Origin of the sequence: Kitasatospora terrestris, assembly GCF_039542905.1 — a bacterium.
GTDB classification, from domain to species: Bacteria; Actinomycetota; Actinomycetes; order Streptomycetales; family Streptomycetaceae; genus Kitasatospora; species Kitasatospora terrestris.
This window is the reverse complement of sequence record NZ_BAABIS010000001.1, coordinates 5590794-5605197: the sequence shown is the minus strand read 5'-3', so window position 1 is coordinate 5605197 and position 14404 is coordinate 5590794. Positions and strand designations below refer to the sequence as shown.

Genomic DNA, 14404 nt, shown 5'->3' with positions numbered 1-14404 from the left:
GGGTCGGGCGCGGGGCGAGGCGGGGTGGTGCGAGGGGTACGGGTGGGGGCCGCGTGGTGACGGCGGATCAGTGGCCCGCGAGCGGGCCGGGGAACGGCGGTTGCCCGCCGTCGCCCTCCGCCCGGCCGTCGAGCGCCGGCTCTTCCCGGAACAGCGGGCGCTCCGGCCGCATCGCATGGCCCTGCGCTGCGGGCGGGATCTGCGCCGCGGGCGGGATCTGCGCCGCCACCGGGGCCTGGGTCGCCGGGGTCTGGGTCGCCACCGGAGCCTGCGCCGCCATCGGTGCCTGCACAAGGTGCCCGTCCAGCGGGAACGCCTCCTGGTCCGCGAACCGGCCGGCCGGCGGCAGCACCGACTGCTGCCCCACCTGCGCTCCCGGCTGCGGCCCCAGATGCTGTGCCGCCGGGTTCGCGCCCATCTGGTGCGCTCCCACGTGGTGCGTGTCCATGTGGTGCGCTCCCGGGTGGTACGCGCCCAGGTGCTGCGGCACCGGATCCGGTGCGCGCTCGGGCTCGGGCTCGGCGGGGCGTCCGACGACCACAGCGGCCGGGACGGGCTCGTGCAGCGGTTCCTCCCGGCCGACCGGGGACAACAGCTCGGTCGCCGGCTCCGGCCGCGCCGCCGGTACGGGCTCCGCCGCGCGCCGGTCGCGCCCGCGCACCAGGACGTGCCCCGAGCGGCCCGAACCGCTCGGCAGCGACGGGTGCGGTACCGGCTGCTCCACCACCCGGTCGGCCAGCTCGTGCAGCAGGATGCCGTGGCGGTAGGCGAGTTCGCCGATCTCGGTGCGGCCGATGCCGCTCACCGCAAGGCCCGCGCCGCCGTCCCGCCGGACCTGCGCCCCCTGGCCGGTCAGCAGGTCCGCGAGGCGGGCCATCTGCGGGCCGCGCACCGCGACCTCGGGGTGCAACCGGGTCCGCCGGAACTCCGCCACCGGCTGGTCCGCGACCAGTCGGCCCCGGTCCAGGGTGACCACGCGGTCGGCGAGCGAGGCCGCCTCCTGCGGGCTGCGGGTGGTCACCACGACCGTCCCGCCGGCCACCGCGAAGGATCGGCAGAAAGCGTGGAACCACTCCTCGTTGCGCGGCGACAGCCCCTCGGTCGGGGCGTCCAGCAGGAGCGTGTTCGGGTCGCCCAGCAGGGCCGCGGCCAGGGCCAGCCGCCGGTTCATCCCGGGCGAGAAGGCGCGCAGCCGGTGCTCGGCCACGGCCGCCAGCCGGGCCTGCTCCAGCAACTCGTCCGCACGCCGGGCCGGGAGGCCGACGCTGCCCGCGAGCATCCGCAGGTGGCTGCGCGCCCGCTGCCCGGGGTGCCCGGCGGTCGGGCGCGCGCTGGGCAGCATCACGCCGATCTCGCGCTCCGGGCGCCGGATGCTGCGGTAGGTGCGGCCGTCGAACAGCGTGATGCCGAGGCCGCGTTCGAGCTCCACCATCAGCCTCAGCGCGGTGGTCTTGCCCGCGCCCGCGTCACCGAGCAGCGCGGTCACCACGCCGGGGCGGGCATCGAAGGTCAGGTCCAGCAGCGCCGGGGGCCGCCCGCGCCGGTGGACCTTGGTCAGTCCGGTGATCTGGATCATCGCTGCCGCTCCCCTGTCCGGGCGCCGTCCGCTGTGCCTGCCGCCAGCACAGTAGGACGCGGAGCGGTAGATTCCGGGCATTCCGGATGCGTCGGAGGGGGTGTGGCCGCGCGCCTCACCCGATCAGGCGACAGCTTCCGCCGGACGACCCGGCGGCGGCGTGACCAGGACCGGAGCAGGGCTCGGTCGTCCGCCGGTCAGGAGTTGCTCAGGAGTTGCTCAGGGCCTGGTCGGAACTCGGCCGGAGCCGGCCCGGCCGGAGCGCCCGGTCAGGACTCCGGGCGTAGCATCGGCGGGTTGAGCAGCGTCGCACCGCCCGCCGTGAAGAGCTGGGCCGGACGCCCGCCCTGACGGGTCGTCGTGCCCCCGGAGGGCAGCAGGAAGCCGGGCGTGCCGGTCACCTTCCGGTGGAAGTTGCGCGGGTCCAGCACCACGCCCCACACCGCCTCGTACACCCGGCGCAGCTCGCCGACGGTGAACTCGGGCGGGCAGAACGCCGTCGCCAGCGAGGAGTACTCGATCTTCGACCGGGCCCGCTCCACGCCCTCGGCGAGGATCTGGCCGTGGTCGAAGGCGAGCGGCACGCCGTCCGCCGGGGAGGCACCGAGCAGCTCGCCGACCGGCGCCCAGCGGGCACCGCTCGCGTCACCGCCCGGGCGCGGCGTCGGCAGGTCCGGCGCGAGCACCAGGTACGCCACGCTGACCACCCGCATGCGCGGATCCCGCTGCGGGTGCCCGTACGTCGCCAGCTGCTCCAGGTGGGCGCCGGCCGTCGCCTGGCCAGCCGAGGAGTGGGCGCGCAGGCCGGTCTCCTCCGCGAGCTCGCGGGAGGCCGCCTCGGCGAGGCCCTCGTCCGGGCGGACGAAGCCACCGGGCAGCGCCCAGTAACCCTGGAACGGCGCCTCGCCGCGCTTGACCAGCAGTGCGCACAGCGCGTGGTCCCGCACCGTCAGCACCACCAGGTCGACGGTCACGGCGAACGGGGGGAAGGCCGACGGGTCATAGCGCGACATGCCGACGATCATAGTCGTCTCTCTGACGATAAACACAGAGCTCGGGACGGTTGCCCCACGCACGGCCTGAGGTGCAGCCCGACCCACGGGCTGTGGGCCGACCCGAGGGACAACCCGCCCCGCAACCCGCCCCGCAGCCCGATCCACAGCCCGGCGCCGGTCCTTGGTACCGCCCGGGGTGCTGCCCGGCGCCGGCCCGGGGCACCGACCGGGTACCGGCCCCGGGATGCCGACCGGCGCCGGAGCAAGGGAACAGACCGGGGGTACCGACCGCGCCGACCCGTCAGCGGGCGCCGAGCTGCAGCGCCGCCGGGGCCTCCTCCACCACCGCCACGCCGATCCGGCTGACCCGGACCGAGAACGGCTCACCGGCGATCCGAAGCCCGGTCAGCTGCAGTTCACCCAACGGCGCGGTGCTGGCCGGACGCACCGCCACCCGCCCGGACGGCACGTCGGGCCGCACGCCGGCGAGCGACAGCACCAGGTGCACGGCGGCCGCGGCGGACACCGCAGCCGGCCGGCACGCGGCGTGGTGCGGCACCGGCGGACAGTCCGCCACCTTCTGCTCGCCCGCGTACATCTCGGGGAGCCGGGCCTCGAAGTGGGTGGAGCTGTCCAGCAGCCCCTCCAGCAGCGCTCCCGCCTCCCGTTCGAATCCCGCCTCGGCGAGGCCGGAGACAGCGAGCACCGTCTCGTGCACCCGGACCGCGCCGCTGCGGTGGCCGAGCGGGTTGAACCGGGGCGACTTGGCGCTGAGCGTCCGCAGCCCCCAACCGCAGTCGAGCTCCGGGGTGACCAGGCGCTGGGCGAGCAGTCGGGACTGCTCGCGGTCCAGCAGCCCCTCGTACGAGTCGCCGTCGCCGGCCAGGCCAACGTCGAAGAGGTGCACCAGGGTGGACGCCAGCGCAGGCAGCGGCCGGTCGTCCGGGAGCAGCGCGGCGGCCGGGCGGCCGCCCGACAGGTCGTCGATCCAGAACCGCTCGCGGAACCGCTCGCGCAGCCCGGCCGCCCAGGACCGCCACTCCTGCGCGCCCGGCCGGTCGAAGGCGTCCAGCAGGTCGGCGCCGTGCAGCGCCGCCCGGTGGGCCTGCGCCTGCACCTCGCAGCGGGCCGCGCCCGGACGGGCCGCCCGTTCCGCGGCCGACCGGCCGAGGTCGGTGACGAAACCCTCCGGTCCGTCGGTGCCGTCCGCGACCGCCGCCCGCAGCGCTCCCAGCGCCCGCTCGGCGGCGGGCAGCAGCTCCGCGACCTCGGCCCGGGGCATGCCCCAGCGCCACGCCTCGGCCAGCACCGTGACGAACAGCAGGGTCGCCTCGGTCGCGGTGCAGGTCGGCGGGAGCTCGGGGCCGCCGTGGCGCAGCGGACCGGGCACGACGCCGTCCATTGGATGCGCCGTCTCGGACGCGGCACCGCCCGCGCCGGCCGGACCGCCCGGAGCCGTGGTGGACGGGGCGGCACCCGGTGCGGCGGGGGGCGTGTGACCGCCCGCCGACCCGCCGGCGGGCGCGGCCGGGGTGACACCGCTGTCGGCGCCGGTGCCGAACACGAAGGTGGGGGCGGGGGCTGGCCCGCTGCCGGACCCGGCGACGGGTCCGGTGCTGCCGGACTGGCCGGAAGCGGGGCCGACCGGGCCGGCCGGGTTTGCCGGGTTGGCGACGTGCTGGCGGCGGGCCAGTGCCCGCAGGGTGCCCGCGGCGAGGCGGGTGCCGAGCGGGAGGGTGAGCCGGGCCGCCCACAGGGCGTCGGCGGCGGTCAGGCCGAAGCGCCAGGGGGCGCCGGAGGCGGTGTACAGGTCGGTGGGGCGGTCCGCATCGGCGAGCAGCAGCCCGCCGAGCGCGTCGAGCGAACGGGCGATCAGCCGCTCGGCCCGCTGGTCGTCGCACCGGACCTCGGGCTCCGCCCAGGGCAGCGGGACGCCCTGGCCCCGGCCCGTCGGCGGTCGGACGGCGCCGGCGGCCGACTCCACTTCCGCGTGCAGTTCGACCGACCAGCGGGCGCCGGGCTGCACCTCCAGGTCCCAGCGCAGGACGCCCGCGCCGGCCAGTACGGCGTGCGGCGAGGGGCGTGCGGACACCGCCGCTCCCCGGCCGTGGCCGGACCAGCGCAGCCCCGCCGACTGGACCTGGCCGGGCAGGTCGGCGGTGCGGCGGCCGGCCGCGATGTCGGTGAGCAGACCCAGGTCGGTGCCGAGCGCGATCTCCAGCGGGAGCCTGGCGGGGCGGAGCCCGGTGTTGCGAACGGTCACCGTCTCTATGCCGTCGGCGTGCCGCAGCCGCTCCACGGTGAGCGCGGGATCCGGGTCGGGGTCGCCGGGAATCCGGACGGCGCCGACGAAACGGGCGGCGGACGTCGAGGTGAGAGTGCCCTGGAGGGGCATCGGCTCGATTCCGCCGATGCGGATCTCCATCCGGGCGAGGGTGCGGACCCCCGAGCGGAAGAAGCCGTGCATCCCCTGGCCGCGCAGTTGGCCGTCGGACGCGGAGATCGCCATGCCGGGCGCGCTGACGCACATCACCGCGTCGTGGGACGCCACCGGCTGCGGGCGCGGCCCGGCCGGCGGCTGCGGCCCCTGCTGGCGCGGCGGCCCGAACGACTGCCCACCCGGGCCGGGCACCTGGCCACCCGGCAGCCCGGCACCACCCGGTCCCGACGAGCCCGCCGGACCGACCGGACCCGTAGGTACCCCGGCGCCGCCCGTGCCCGGCGGCGGACCGGCGGGAACCCCGGCACCGCCCACGGCCGACGGCGGACCGGCCGGGCTCCGGAAGCCGACGGGGCCCGTCGGGGCGGCCGCCGTTGCCCCGGTCGGCACGGGCGCCGTCCCGGGCGCACCCGGCGCCGCCGGCGCGCCTGCGGACGGACCCGGTCCGCCGTGGAAGCCGTCGTGGAAGCCGGCATCGCCGGGACCGCCCGGAGCGCCCGCGCGGGCCGGGCCGGGGGCGGGGCCGGCCGGGTACTGCGGGGTGGCTGCGGGGACAGGTGGCGCCGCGTGCGGCGCTGCCTGTGGTGGCCTTGAGGCGGTCACCGGGTTCTCCTCCCCTCGGTCGACCGGCGGCTGCGTCTCCGGCCGGCCGCGAGTGTGCTCGATCGCGGTCTGTGCTGCTCTCCCGCCGCCGGTGTGCGCGGCAGCGGCCCGGACGGTGGCGGCCCCCGGCCACCCGGCCGGAGCGGGTCCGTTCTCTCCTCCACGGACGTGTCCGTCCCGCCGTGACGCCGGTCGCGCGACACTGCGCGGTGGCCGCCCGACTGCGGCCAGGAGTCCGACGCCGGTGCGGAGCGCCGTGGCGTTCCGCAGGTTGAACGCCGTGCACCCGCCCCAGGTCACGCCCTGACACCGGAGGTCGGCTCGAGCGCCGGCACCGCGTGGTGCCCGCCCGGCGGCGCGCCCCCGGGCCCCCGCAGGGCGCCGGTGGTGGTCCGGTCGGGGTGTCGGCCTCGGGTCGCCGCTGTCGGCGGCCGCCCTCCACCGGATCCGGTCCGCCGTCAGGATACGGTGCGGAGGCAGTGGCGCCCGCACCGGAGACCCCGGCGGACGCCGCCCCGACTCAGCAGCGACAACCCCGCACCAAGGAGTTGCATGTCCACCGTCAGCCGACTGCCCGGGATCGTCACCACCGACCACGTCTTCCAGGTCCCGCTCGACCACCGGGCGCCGGACGGCGAGCAGATCGAGCTCTACGCGCGCGAGGTGGTCGCCCCCGGCCGGGCGCACGACGACCTGCCGTGGCTGGTCTACCTGCAGGGCGGCCCGGGCGGCAAGGCCAACCGCCCGCTGGGCAAGGACGGTTGGCTCACCCGGGCACTCGACGACTACCGAGTCCTGCTGCTCGACCAGCGCGGCACCGGGCGGTCGACGCCCGCCACCCGGCAGACCCTGGCCCGCCGGGGCGACGCCCGGCAGCAGGCCGAGTACCTGGCCCACTTCCGCGCGGACTCGATCGTGCGGGACGCCGAGTTGGTCCGGCACCGTCTGCTGGGCCCGGACGGCCGGTGGAGCCTGCTCGGCCAGAGCTTCGGCGGCTTCTGCACCCTGACCTACCTGTCGCTGGCCCCGGAGGGGCTGCGCGAGGCGTTCGTGACGGGCGGACTGGCCGGGCTGCGCCGCTCGGCGGACGAGGTCTACCGCGCGGCGTACCCGCGGGTGGCCCGCAAGAACGCCGGCCACTACCGGCGCTTCCCGCAGGACGTGGCCGCGGTGCGCCGGATCGCCGCCCACCTCGCCGATCGCCCCGCCACCCTGCCGGACGGCGGCACGCTGACCGTCGAGGCGTTCCAGGCGCTGGGCATGATGCTCGGCAGCGGCACCGGCTCGTTCAGCCTCCACTACCTGCTGGAGGAGGCGTGGGTGGACGGCGCGGCCGGGCCCGAGCTCTCCGACACCTTCCTCGCGGGTGCCCAGGCACAGCTCTCCTTCGCCCAGGGGCCGCTGTACGCCGTGCTGCACGAGTCGATCTACGGGCAGCGTTCGGTCGACGGCCGCGGCACGGAGTGGTCGGCGGAGCGCGTGCGCAAGGAGTTCCCCGAGTTCGACGCAGCGCAGGCGCTGGCCGACGACCGGCCGGTGCTGTTCACCGGGGAGATGATCTACCCCTGGATGTTCGAGACCGACCCGTCGCTGCGGCCGCTGCGCGAGACGGCGCAGCTGCTCGCGGAGCGCACGGACTGGAGCGACCTGTACGACACCGAGCGGCTCGCGGCCAACGAGGTGCCGGTCTTCGCGGCCGTCTACCACGACGACATGTACGTCGACACGGCCCACTCCCTGGAGACGGCGGACGCCGTCGCGAACACCCGGGTGTGGGTGACCAACGAGTGGGAGCACGACGGCCTGCGGGTCAGCGGGGGCGGCGTGCTGGACCGGCTGATCCGGATGGCCCAGGGCGAGATCTAGCCGGAACCGCCCGCCCGGGAGGGCGGCCGGACCGGCCGCCCTCCCCCGCGCGGCCCCGAGCACCTGCGCAAGCAGCGCGCTCACCTCGACCACCCTCCGCCCGCTCGCCCGCGCGGCATCCCCCGGCCCGGACCCGGGATCTCCGCGCCCTGCTCGGCCGCCTGCCGGACCCGCAGCCGGATCCGCCGCCGGACCGAGCGCCGGGCGCCTGCCGCGGCGTCCCCGACCGGAGGACCGTCCTCCCCCGGCTCGGGCAGCTCGGGCGGCTGGCCGCCGCCCGGGTCGCCACCGGGGTCCGGCGCCCCCCGCCGGCGAGCCCCCGCCCCGGGCCCGGCACCGCGCCCCCCGCGCTCCCCCGCACCGGCCGGGCGAACCCCGCCCTCCTCACCGGGCCCCGAGACGGCCGGGAGCCCGGGATCCGCCCGGTCCGCCCGATCCGGCCCCGCCGGCGTCACCGGTCCGTCCGGCCCGTCCGAACCCCCCGAACCTCCCGGACCCACCGGACCCACCGGACCCTCCGGCGTCGTCGGCTTCGGCGCCTCCGGCCCGCCCCGTCCGTCGGGCATGCCCGACGCCTCCACCACGCCGCCCTCCGGGCGCCCGGTACCGCTGCGCCGGATCCGCTCGGACCGCTCGTGGCGCACCGCCTCCAACAGCTTCTCCGGCGTCAGCCCGCCGTTGAGCGACTCGTAGAGCAGCTGGGCCAGCGTGTACCCGGGGTCGAGGTCCAGGGCGCGGGAGAGGACGATGCGGGCGGTCGCGCTGTCACCGCCGAGCCAGGACGCCCACGCGAGCAGGGTCATCGGCGGGGTCGCGAGGTAGTCGAACGGCGGCACGCAGCGCTGGATGAGGAAGCGCCAGAGCCGCTGGGCCTGGACCAGTTCGTGCGGTTCCGCGTACTCCGCGCCGCGGTCTCGGCCGAGCTTGTCCTGGAGTCCGACGAGCAGGCGGGCGGTCCGGGCCGCGTCGATCCCCTTGGCGCCCGCCCCGAACGCCGCCATCGCCTCGGCGATCAGCTCTCCGGTGCGGTCGACCGTCCCGGCCCGGCCGAGCGGGCCGGTCAGCTCCCGGATGAACGGCGGCCCGGCCTCCTCGATGGCCCGGCGCTGGACGTCCGAGACCGGCGGGCCCACGGGTGCGAGGCCCGCGACGATGGCCTTCCGGCTGCCCCTCGGGGCGAGCCCGGCGAAGGTCGCCGCAGCGGCCAACGGGCTCGGCAGGTGCGCGGGCCGGATCGGTGTGCCGTCGGGATCGCAGCAGCTCGCCCCGGTGCACAGGAACGAGCGCCACCGCCCGGCGGAGATGCAGAGCGACTCCTTCACCACCACTCCCTCGTTCTCGAAGGCCCGGGCCAGCGCGCGGGCCAGCGGCTGCAGGCGGGTGAGGACCGCCGGCCCTCCGCCCAGGCCCTCCGCGCGGGGGTCGGGCCCCCGGGCGGGACCTCGGCCGGACTCGAGGTCGGGCCCGGGACTGCCGCCGGGGTCGGGTTCCGCCTTCCCGTCCGGATCGGGGTCCCGGCAGAGGTAGAGCAGCACCTGGTCCGGCCTCCGGCCGCGCTGCTCGGAGAGCTCGACCAGCAGCCGCGCCGCGTCCTCTGCCACGCGGGACCACCGGGCGGCGTCCTCCGGGATGTCGATCCGGATCACGCCGCCCTGTTCGAGGGCGGGCCCCTTAAGCCCGACGGCCACGATCGAGTCGTCCGGGAAGAAGCCGAGCAGGTACGGGAGCATCTCGGCCATGTCGGCCGGTCCGCGCATGCGGACCGGGAGGAAACCGGGGATCTGGGCGGAGGGCATGGTGCCGCGGTCGTCGTTCATGACCGGAAGCGTGCCCCGATCCCCGGCCCGTGGGGTGACTCACCCGTTCGGCTGTGGACAACACGCAGGGCTCGGCATCTGCTCCTTCGTTCGAGCGACGGACGGCCCCACAGCTGTCCGGTAGTTGTCCACAGGTTCGTGCTTTGTCGGCACCGCGCGGTATCCATGAGCCATGAACCAGCGCACCAGCCACCCCACCGACGCCCCCGACCGCGCTGCCGTCCGTGCCCGCGCCGAGGCGGTGCTGCGCGAGCTCGCCGGGCCCTCGGCCCTGCTGCGCGAGGACCAGTGGTCGGCGATCGAGGCGCTGGTCGTCGACGGCCGCCGGGCCCTGGTGGTGCAGCGCACCGGCTGGGGCAAGTCCGCGGTCTACTTCATCGCCACCGCCCTGCTGCGCTCGCGCGGCGCGGGCCCGACGGTGATCGTCTCCCCGCTGCTCGCGCTGATGCGCAACCAGGTGGAGTCCGCCGCCAAGGCCGGCATCCACGCCCGCACCATCAACTCGGCCAACCCCGAGGAGTGGAACGGGATCCAGGCCGAGGTCGCGGCCGGCCGGGTCGACATCCTGCTGGTCAGCCCCGAGCGTCTGAACAACCCTGACTTCCGCGACCAGGTGCTGCCCAAGCTGGCCGCCTCCACGGGCCTGCTGGTGGTCGACGAGGCGCACTGCATCTCCGACTGGGGCCACGACTTCCGGCCGGACTACCGGCGGCTGCGCACCATGCTCACCGAGCTCGCCCCAGGCGTGCCGGTGCTGGCCACCACCGCCACCGCCAACGCCCGGGTCACCGCCGACGTCGCCGAGCAGCTCGGCACCGGCGCGGAGTCCGGTCCGACACCGGGCCGGGCCCTGGTGCTGCGCGGCGCGCTCGACCGGGAGAGCCTCAGCCTGGCCGTGCTCCCGCTGCCCGACCCGGCGCACCGGCTGGCGTGGCTCGCCGACCACCTCGCCGAGCTGCCCGGCTCCGGCATCGTCTACACCCTGACCGTCGCCGCCGCCGAGGAGGTGGCGGACTTCCTGCGGGGTCGCGGCTTCCCGGTGGCCTCCTACTCGGGCCGTACGGAGGACGCCGAGCGCCGCAGCGCCGAGGCCGATCTGCTGGCCAACCGGGTCAAGGCCCTGGTGGCGACCTCCGCGCTGGGCATGGGCTTCGACAAGCCCGACCTCGGCTTCGTGGTGCACCTCGGTTCGCCGAGCTCGCCGATCGCCTACTACCAGCAGGTCGGCCGGGCCGGCCGCGGCGTCGACCGGGCGGAGGTCCTGCTGCTGCCCGGCCGGGAGGACGAGGCGATCTGGCGCTACTTCGCGTCCTTGGGCTTCCCGGCCGAGGAGCAGGTCCGGCGGACGATCGACGCGCTGGCCGAGGCCGGCCGCCCGCTGTCCACGGCCGCCCTGGAGACTCGGGTGGATCTCCGCCGGGCCCGCCTGGAGACCATGCTCAAGGTGCTGGACGTGGACGGCGCGGTCCGCCGGGTCCGGGGCGGCTGGGAGGCGACGGGCCGGCCGTGGGCGTACGACGGGGCGCGCTACGCGAAAGTCGCCGAGTCCCGCGAGGCCGAGCAGCGGGCGATGCGGGAGTACGCGGCCGGCACCGGCTGCCGGATGGAGTTCCTCCGCCGTCAGCTCGACGACCCGGACGCCGCCCCCTGCGGGTGCTGCGACAACTGCGCCGGCCCGAAGCACTCCGCCGAGGTCTCGGCCGCCGCGCTGGACGCGGCCCGCGCCGCGCTCGGCCGCCCCGGCGTCACCTTCGAGCCGCGCCGGATGTGGCCGACCGGGATGGAGGCGCTCGGCGTCCCGCTCAAGGGCCGGATCCCGGCCGGCGAGCAGGCCGAGGTCGGCCGGGCGCTCGGCCGCCTCTCCGACATCGGCTGGGGCACCCGGCTGCGCGCCATGCTCGGCGAGCAGAGCCCGGACGGTCCGCTCCCCCGCGAGGTGCTCGACGCGCTGGTCGGCGTGGTGGCCGACTGGGCCAAGGGCCCGGGCGGCTGGGCCGGTCCGGAGGGCCCCGACGGCGCCCGGCCGGCCCGCCCGGTCGGCGTGGTGGCCATGGACTCGGCCACCCGGCCCGCCCTGGTCGGCAGCCTCGGCGAGCAGCTCGCTGCGGTCGGGCGGCTGCCCCTGCTGGGCCGGGTCGAGTACGCCACGGGCCGGCCACCGCACGGCGGGCGGAGCAACAGCGCCCAGCGGCTGCACTCGCTGTCCGGTGCGCTGGCGCTCTCCCCCGGGCTGCGGGAGACGCTGGCCGCGGCCCCGGGCCCGGTGCTGCTGGTCGACGACCTGGTGGACTCCGGCTGGACGGTCACCGTGGCCGCCCGGCTGCTCCGGCAGGCCGGCGCCACCGCCGTGCTTCCGCTTGTCCTGGCCGTCCAGGCCTGACCCCGGCAGGACGGACGGGTCCGGAGTCGGTTCACCGGGTACAACACCGGTGAAACCCTTCGGACCCCCGTCAGCCGAATGGCGGAACGGCGAACGAGGAATATATCCGGCAGAACCACGGCTTTCGGGCGGCGTTCGTCATTTCATCATTGCCGCTCGGCCCGCTGTGACCTGAGAATTGGAGCGTATCCAGCGCCCGGTCCGACGGACCCGGCCTTCGGCGTACGCCCGCGCGGGCTGCTCCACCGCAGCGGGCTCGGGAAGGAGGATCGTGATCAACGGCATCGACCGAGGTCCTTCCCGCATCGACGGCGCGCGCAGCATCGACCTCCCCAGCTGGAACGACCTCGGGGTGCCGCTGCTGCGCACCCCCCGCGAGTTCGTCGCCGAGCTGCACCAGCGGCACCTCCCGCAGCCGGGCACCACCGTGGTGGCCGTCCTCGACCCGGAGCACCGGGTGACCGCTTCCGCGTCCCTCGCCACCCGCCCGCACATCACCGACGGCTGGCACCACCGCAACGCGCTCCTCGCCCAGCTGCGCCGGGTCGTCCCGCACGACCTCCGGCTGAGCGTCCCGGTCCGCACGGCGGTGCTGCTGCGCTGCCGGGAGGGAACGCCGGAGTGGACGGAGCAGGACGGCGCCTGGATGTGGGCCCTACGGGACGCCGCTGAGCTGCACGGGTTGCGTTGTGGCTCCTACCTGACGCTGACCCCCGCCGGCTGGCACTCGATCGGCGACGGTCGGCGCGGCCGCAACCCGCACTCGGGGTCCTGGGCGGACGGGCCGATCCACACGGTCACCGAGCTGCCGCCGCGACCCGTCCGTGAGCTGGCCCGCGAGCTCGGCCGGCAGCACCCGGTCGGCGCCGCTGTCCCGGTCGTCCCCGCCGTCCCGGTCGTCCCGGCCCTCCCCGTCGTCCCGGTCGTCCCTGCGGCCCCGGTCGCCACGGTCGGTACGGTCACCGCGCTGAACTCCGTCCGCCGCGCAGCCGGCAGCTGAGGCCCGGGCCGACCCGAGGCCCGACCGGCCGGACCCGGGGCCGGCCCTCGCACGGCGGAGCAACGGGTACCGCAGGACACCACGCGGCTGCGGGAACGACAAGGAGCCCGGGAGCCGTGGGGCTCCCGGGCTGCGGCTTTCAGGGGTTCAGGCGAACAGCGGAGCGACCAGCTCGCGCTCGCCGCACACCACCAGCAGCGCGCCGGCGCCGTCGAGCGCCTTGCGCGCGGCCCGCTCGACCCGGCCTGCAGTGCCGTCGTTGACGACCAGCACCACCACGTCCCGGCTCAGCGGACGACTCGCCTCCGCGTCGGCGTAGAACACGTCGCCGCCGTCGGCCAGCTGAGCCCAGTAGCTCTCCTCGCCGAAGCTCAGCTCGTGCTGCTGCCAGGGGTGCGCCTCGCCGACCGTCAGGACCAGGACGTCGCCCGGGCGACGGCCGGACTCCAGCAGTGCGTCCACCGCCTCGTCGGCGCGCTCGACGGCGTCGCCGGGCGCGGCCGGCAGCAGTTGCACGGCAGGAGTGGCACGGCCGGGCGCCGGTGCGGGCTTGGGGCCGGGTGCCGGCCGCGGCCCGGGAACGGGGCGGTCGGCGCGCGGCGGGGCGGGCCTGGGGCCGGGCCTCGGCGTGGCGGGGCGGGGACCCGGCACCGGGACGGCGGCTACGGCGGAGGGGGAAACGGCCCGACCGGCGGCGGGCGTGCGGGGGGCGGATGCGTCCGACTTGTGGGGAAGGGGAACGCCGGGGCCCGGGATACTCTCGTGAATCTCCGGCTCCTCGGGGAAGACAGGCATACCCGGATATCTATCAAATGCCGGTCGGATGCGCACGGGCACCCCACCACTTGGGCACGTGCGCGCCGCAATCCGACCGTCGCGGGCCCGCAGGCGGACGGCCTGACAATACGTCAGAAACCGAGCGAAAGCTGCTCGCCCCGGTCCTCCTCGCCGGCCCGGTGACGCTTGAGGTGGCGCCAGCGCGGCAGCGCGTCCATGTAGGCCCAGGAGAGCCGATGGTGCTCGGTGGGCCCGAACTCGTCCAGCGCGGCGCGGTGCACCGGGGACGGGTAGCCCGCGTTCTCGTCGAAGGCGAACGCGCGGTGGTCGGCGCCCAACTCGGCCATCAGACCGTCTCGCTGCACCTTGGCCAGCACCGAGGCGGCGGAGACGCAGACGCAGGACTGATCGCCCTTGATCACCGTGCGCACCCGCCACGGGCCGCCCAGGTAGTCGTGCTTGCCGTCGAGGATGACCGCGTCCGGCACGACCGGGAGGGCCTCCAGGGCCCGGGTGGCGGCGAGGCGGAGCGCGGCGGTCATGCCGAGCTCGTCGCACTCCTGCGGGGACGCCTGGCCGATGGCGTACGCGGAGACCCAGTCCGCGAGGACCGGGGCGAGCGCGAGGCGGCGGCGCTCGGTGAGCAGCTTGGAGTCGGTCAGCCCCTCCGGCGGCTTGCGCAGGCCCGTGACGGCCGCACCGACGGTGACCGGGCCGGCCCAGGCGCCGCGCCCGACCTCGTCCAGTCCGACGACCACGCTCGCACCGGCCCGGCGCAGGGATCGCTCGACCGAGTGGGTCGGGGGGTCGTAGGGCATGGCTGATCCGTTCCGCGAGGAGCTGGCAACGCCCAGCCTACGCCGCCCGCGGACCACCCCCACGCGCCCGCCGACCCGCCCACCGGCCGCCGGCCACCGGCCACCTGGCGCCAGGTGGAGGAACGCCCCCTG

The 14404-nt window shown here is 76.6% G+C and carries 9 protein-coding genes; 3 read left to right on the top strand and 6 right to left on the bottom strand.

The features are described from left to right. Positions 1-67 precede the first annotated feature (67 nt). The 3 genes from ABEB06_RS25775 to ABEB06_RS25765 all read right to left on the bottom strand — a co-directional run bounded on the left by ABEB06_RS25775 (position 68) and on the right by ABEB06_RS25765 (position 5101). Positions 68-1576 (bottom strand): ATP-binding cassette domain-containing protein, encoded by a 1509-nt coding sequence (locus ABEB06_RS25775; protein ID WP_345699261.1) that lies wholly within the window; start codon positions 1574-1576, stop codon positions 68-70. A 269-nt stretch (positions 1577-1845) separates the two neighbouring features. Next, entirely contained in the window at positions 1846-2589 is a 744-nt protein-coding gene (locus tag ABEB06_RS25770; RefSeq protein WP_345699260.1) for an NUDIX hydrolase, read from the bottom strand. 283 nt (positions 2590-2872) lie between these two features. Next, positions 2873-5101 (bottom strand): glycogen debranching N-terminal domain-containing protein, encoded by a 2229-nt coding sequence (locus tag ABEB06_RS25765; RefSeq protein ID WP_425559800.1) that lies wholly within the window; start codon positions 5099-5101, stop codon positions 2873-2875. Between the two features lie 1065 nt (positions 5102-6166). Here ABEB06_RS25765 and ABEB06_RS25760 point away from each other — a divergent pair. Continuing rightward, positions 6167-7480 carry an alpha/beta fold hydrolase gene (locus ABEB06_RS25760; protein WP_345699258.1) on the top strand — a complete coding sequence of 438 codons (1314 nt, stop codon included), beginning with the start codon at positions 6167-6169 and terminating at the stop codon, positions 7478-7480. An 80-nt stretch (positions 7481-7560) separates the two neighbouring features. Here the strand turns inward: ABEB06_RS25760 and ABEB06_RS25755 are convergent, their stop codons facing one another. Continuing rightward, positions 7561-9297 carry a DUF4192 domain-containing protein gene (locus ABEB06_RS25755; protein ID WP_345699257.1) on the bottom strand — a complete coding sequence of 579 codons (1737 nt, stop codon included), beginning with the start codon at positions 9295-9297 and terminating at the stop codon, positions 7561-7563. A gap of 172 nt (positions 9298-9469) precedes the next feature. Between ABEB06_RS25755 and ABEB06_RS25750 the strand changes: the two genes are divergently transcribed. Together ABEB06_RS25750 and ABEB06_RS25745 are read left to right on the top strand one after the other, a co-directional pair. After that, the gene (locus ABEB06_RS25750) at positions 9470-11677 is read left to right on the top strand and encodes a RecQ family ATP-dependent DNA helicase (RefSeq protein WP_345699256.1); all 2208 of its coding nucleotides are present in this window, start codon (positions 9470-9472) and stop codon (positions 11675-11677) included. 304 nt (positions 11678-11981) lie between these two features. Further along, the gene (locus ABEB06_RS25745) at positions 11982-12677 is read left to right on the top strand and encodes a hypothetical protein (RefSeq protein WP_345701990.1); all 696 of its coding nucleotides are present in this window, start codon (positions 11982-11984) and stop codon (positions 12675-12677) included. Between the two features lie 147 nt (positions 12678-12824). Here the strand turns inward: ABEB06_RS25745 and ABEB06_RS25740 are convergent, their stop codons facing one another. Continuing rightward, entirely contained in the window at positions 12825-13193 is a 369-nt protein-coding gene (locus ABEB06_RS25740) for a hypothetical protein (RefSeq protein ID WP_345699255.1), read from the bottom strand. Between the two features lie 392 nt (positions 13194-13585). Continuing rightward, positions 13586-14272 carry a ribonuclease HII gene (locus ABEB06_RS25735; RefSeq protein WP_345699254.1) on the bottom strand — a complete coding sequence of 229 codons (687 nt, stop codon included), beginning with the start codon at positions 14270-14272 and terminating at the stop codon, positions 13586-13588. Between the last annotated feature and the right edge of the window lie 132 nt (positions 14273-14404).

Coding starts and splice junctions, on each gene's coding strand:
- ABEB06_RS25775 (WP_345699261.1), bottom strand. CDS start 1,576: ATGATCCAGATCACCGGACTGACCAAGGTCCACCGGCGCGGGCGGCCC.
- ABEB06_RS25770 (WP_345699260.1), bottom strand. CDS start 2,589: ATGTCGCGCTATGACCCGTCGGCCTTCCCCCCGTTCGCCGTGACCGTC.
- ABEB06_RS25765 (WP_425559800.1), bottom strand. CDS start 5,101: ATGTGCGTCAGCGCGCCCGGCATGGCGATCTCCGCGTCCGACGGCCAA.
- ABEB06_RS25760 (WP_345699258.1), top strand. CDS start 6,167: ATGTCCACCGTCAGCCGACTGCCCGGGATCGTCACCACCGACCACGTC.
- ABEB06_RS25755 (WP_345699257.1), bottom strand. CDS start 9,297: ATGAACGACGACCGCGGCACCATGCCCTCCGCCCAGATCCCCGGTTTC.
- ABEB06_RS25750 (WP_345699256.1), top strand. CDS start 9,470: ATGAACCAGCGCACCAGCCACCCCACCGACGCCCCCGACCGCGCTGCC.
- ABEB06_RS25735 (WP_345699254.1), bottom strand. CDS start 14,272: ATGCCCTACGACCCCCCGACCCACTCGGTCGAGCGATCCCTGCGCCGG.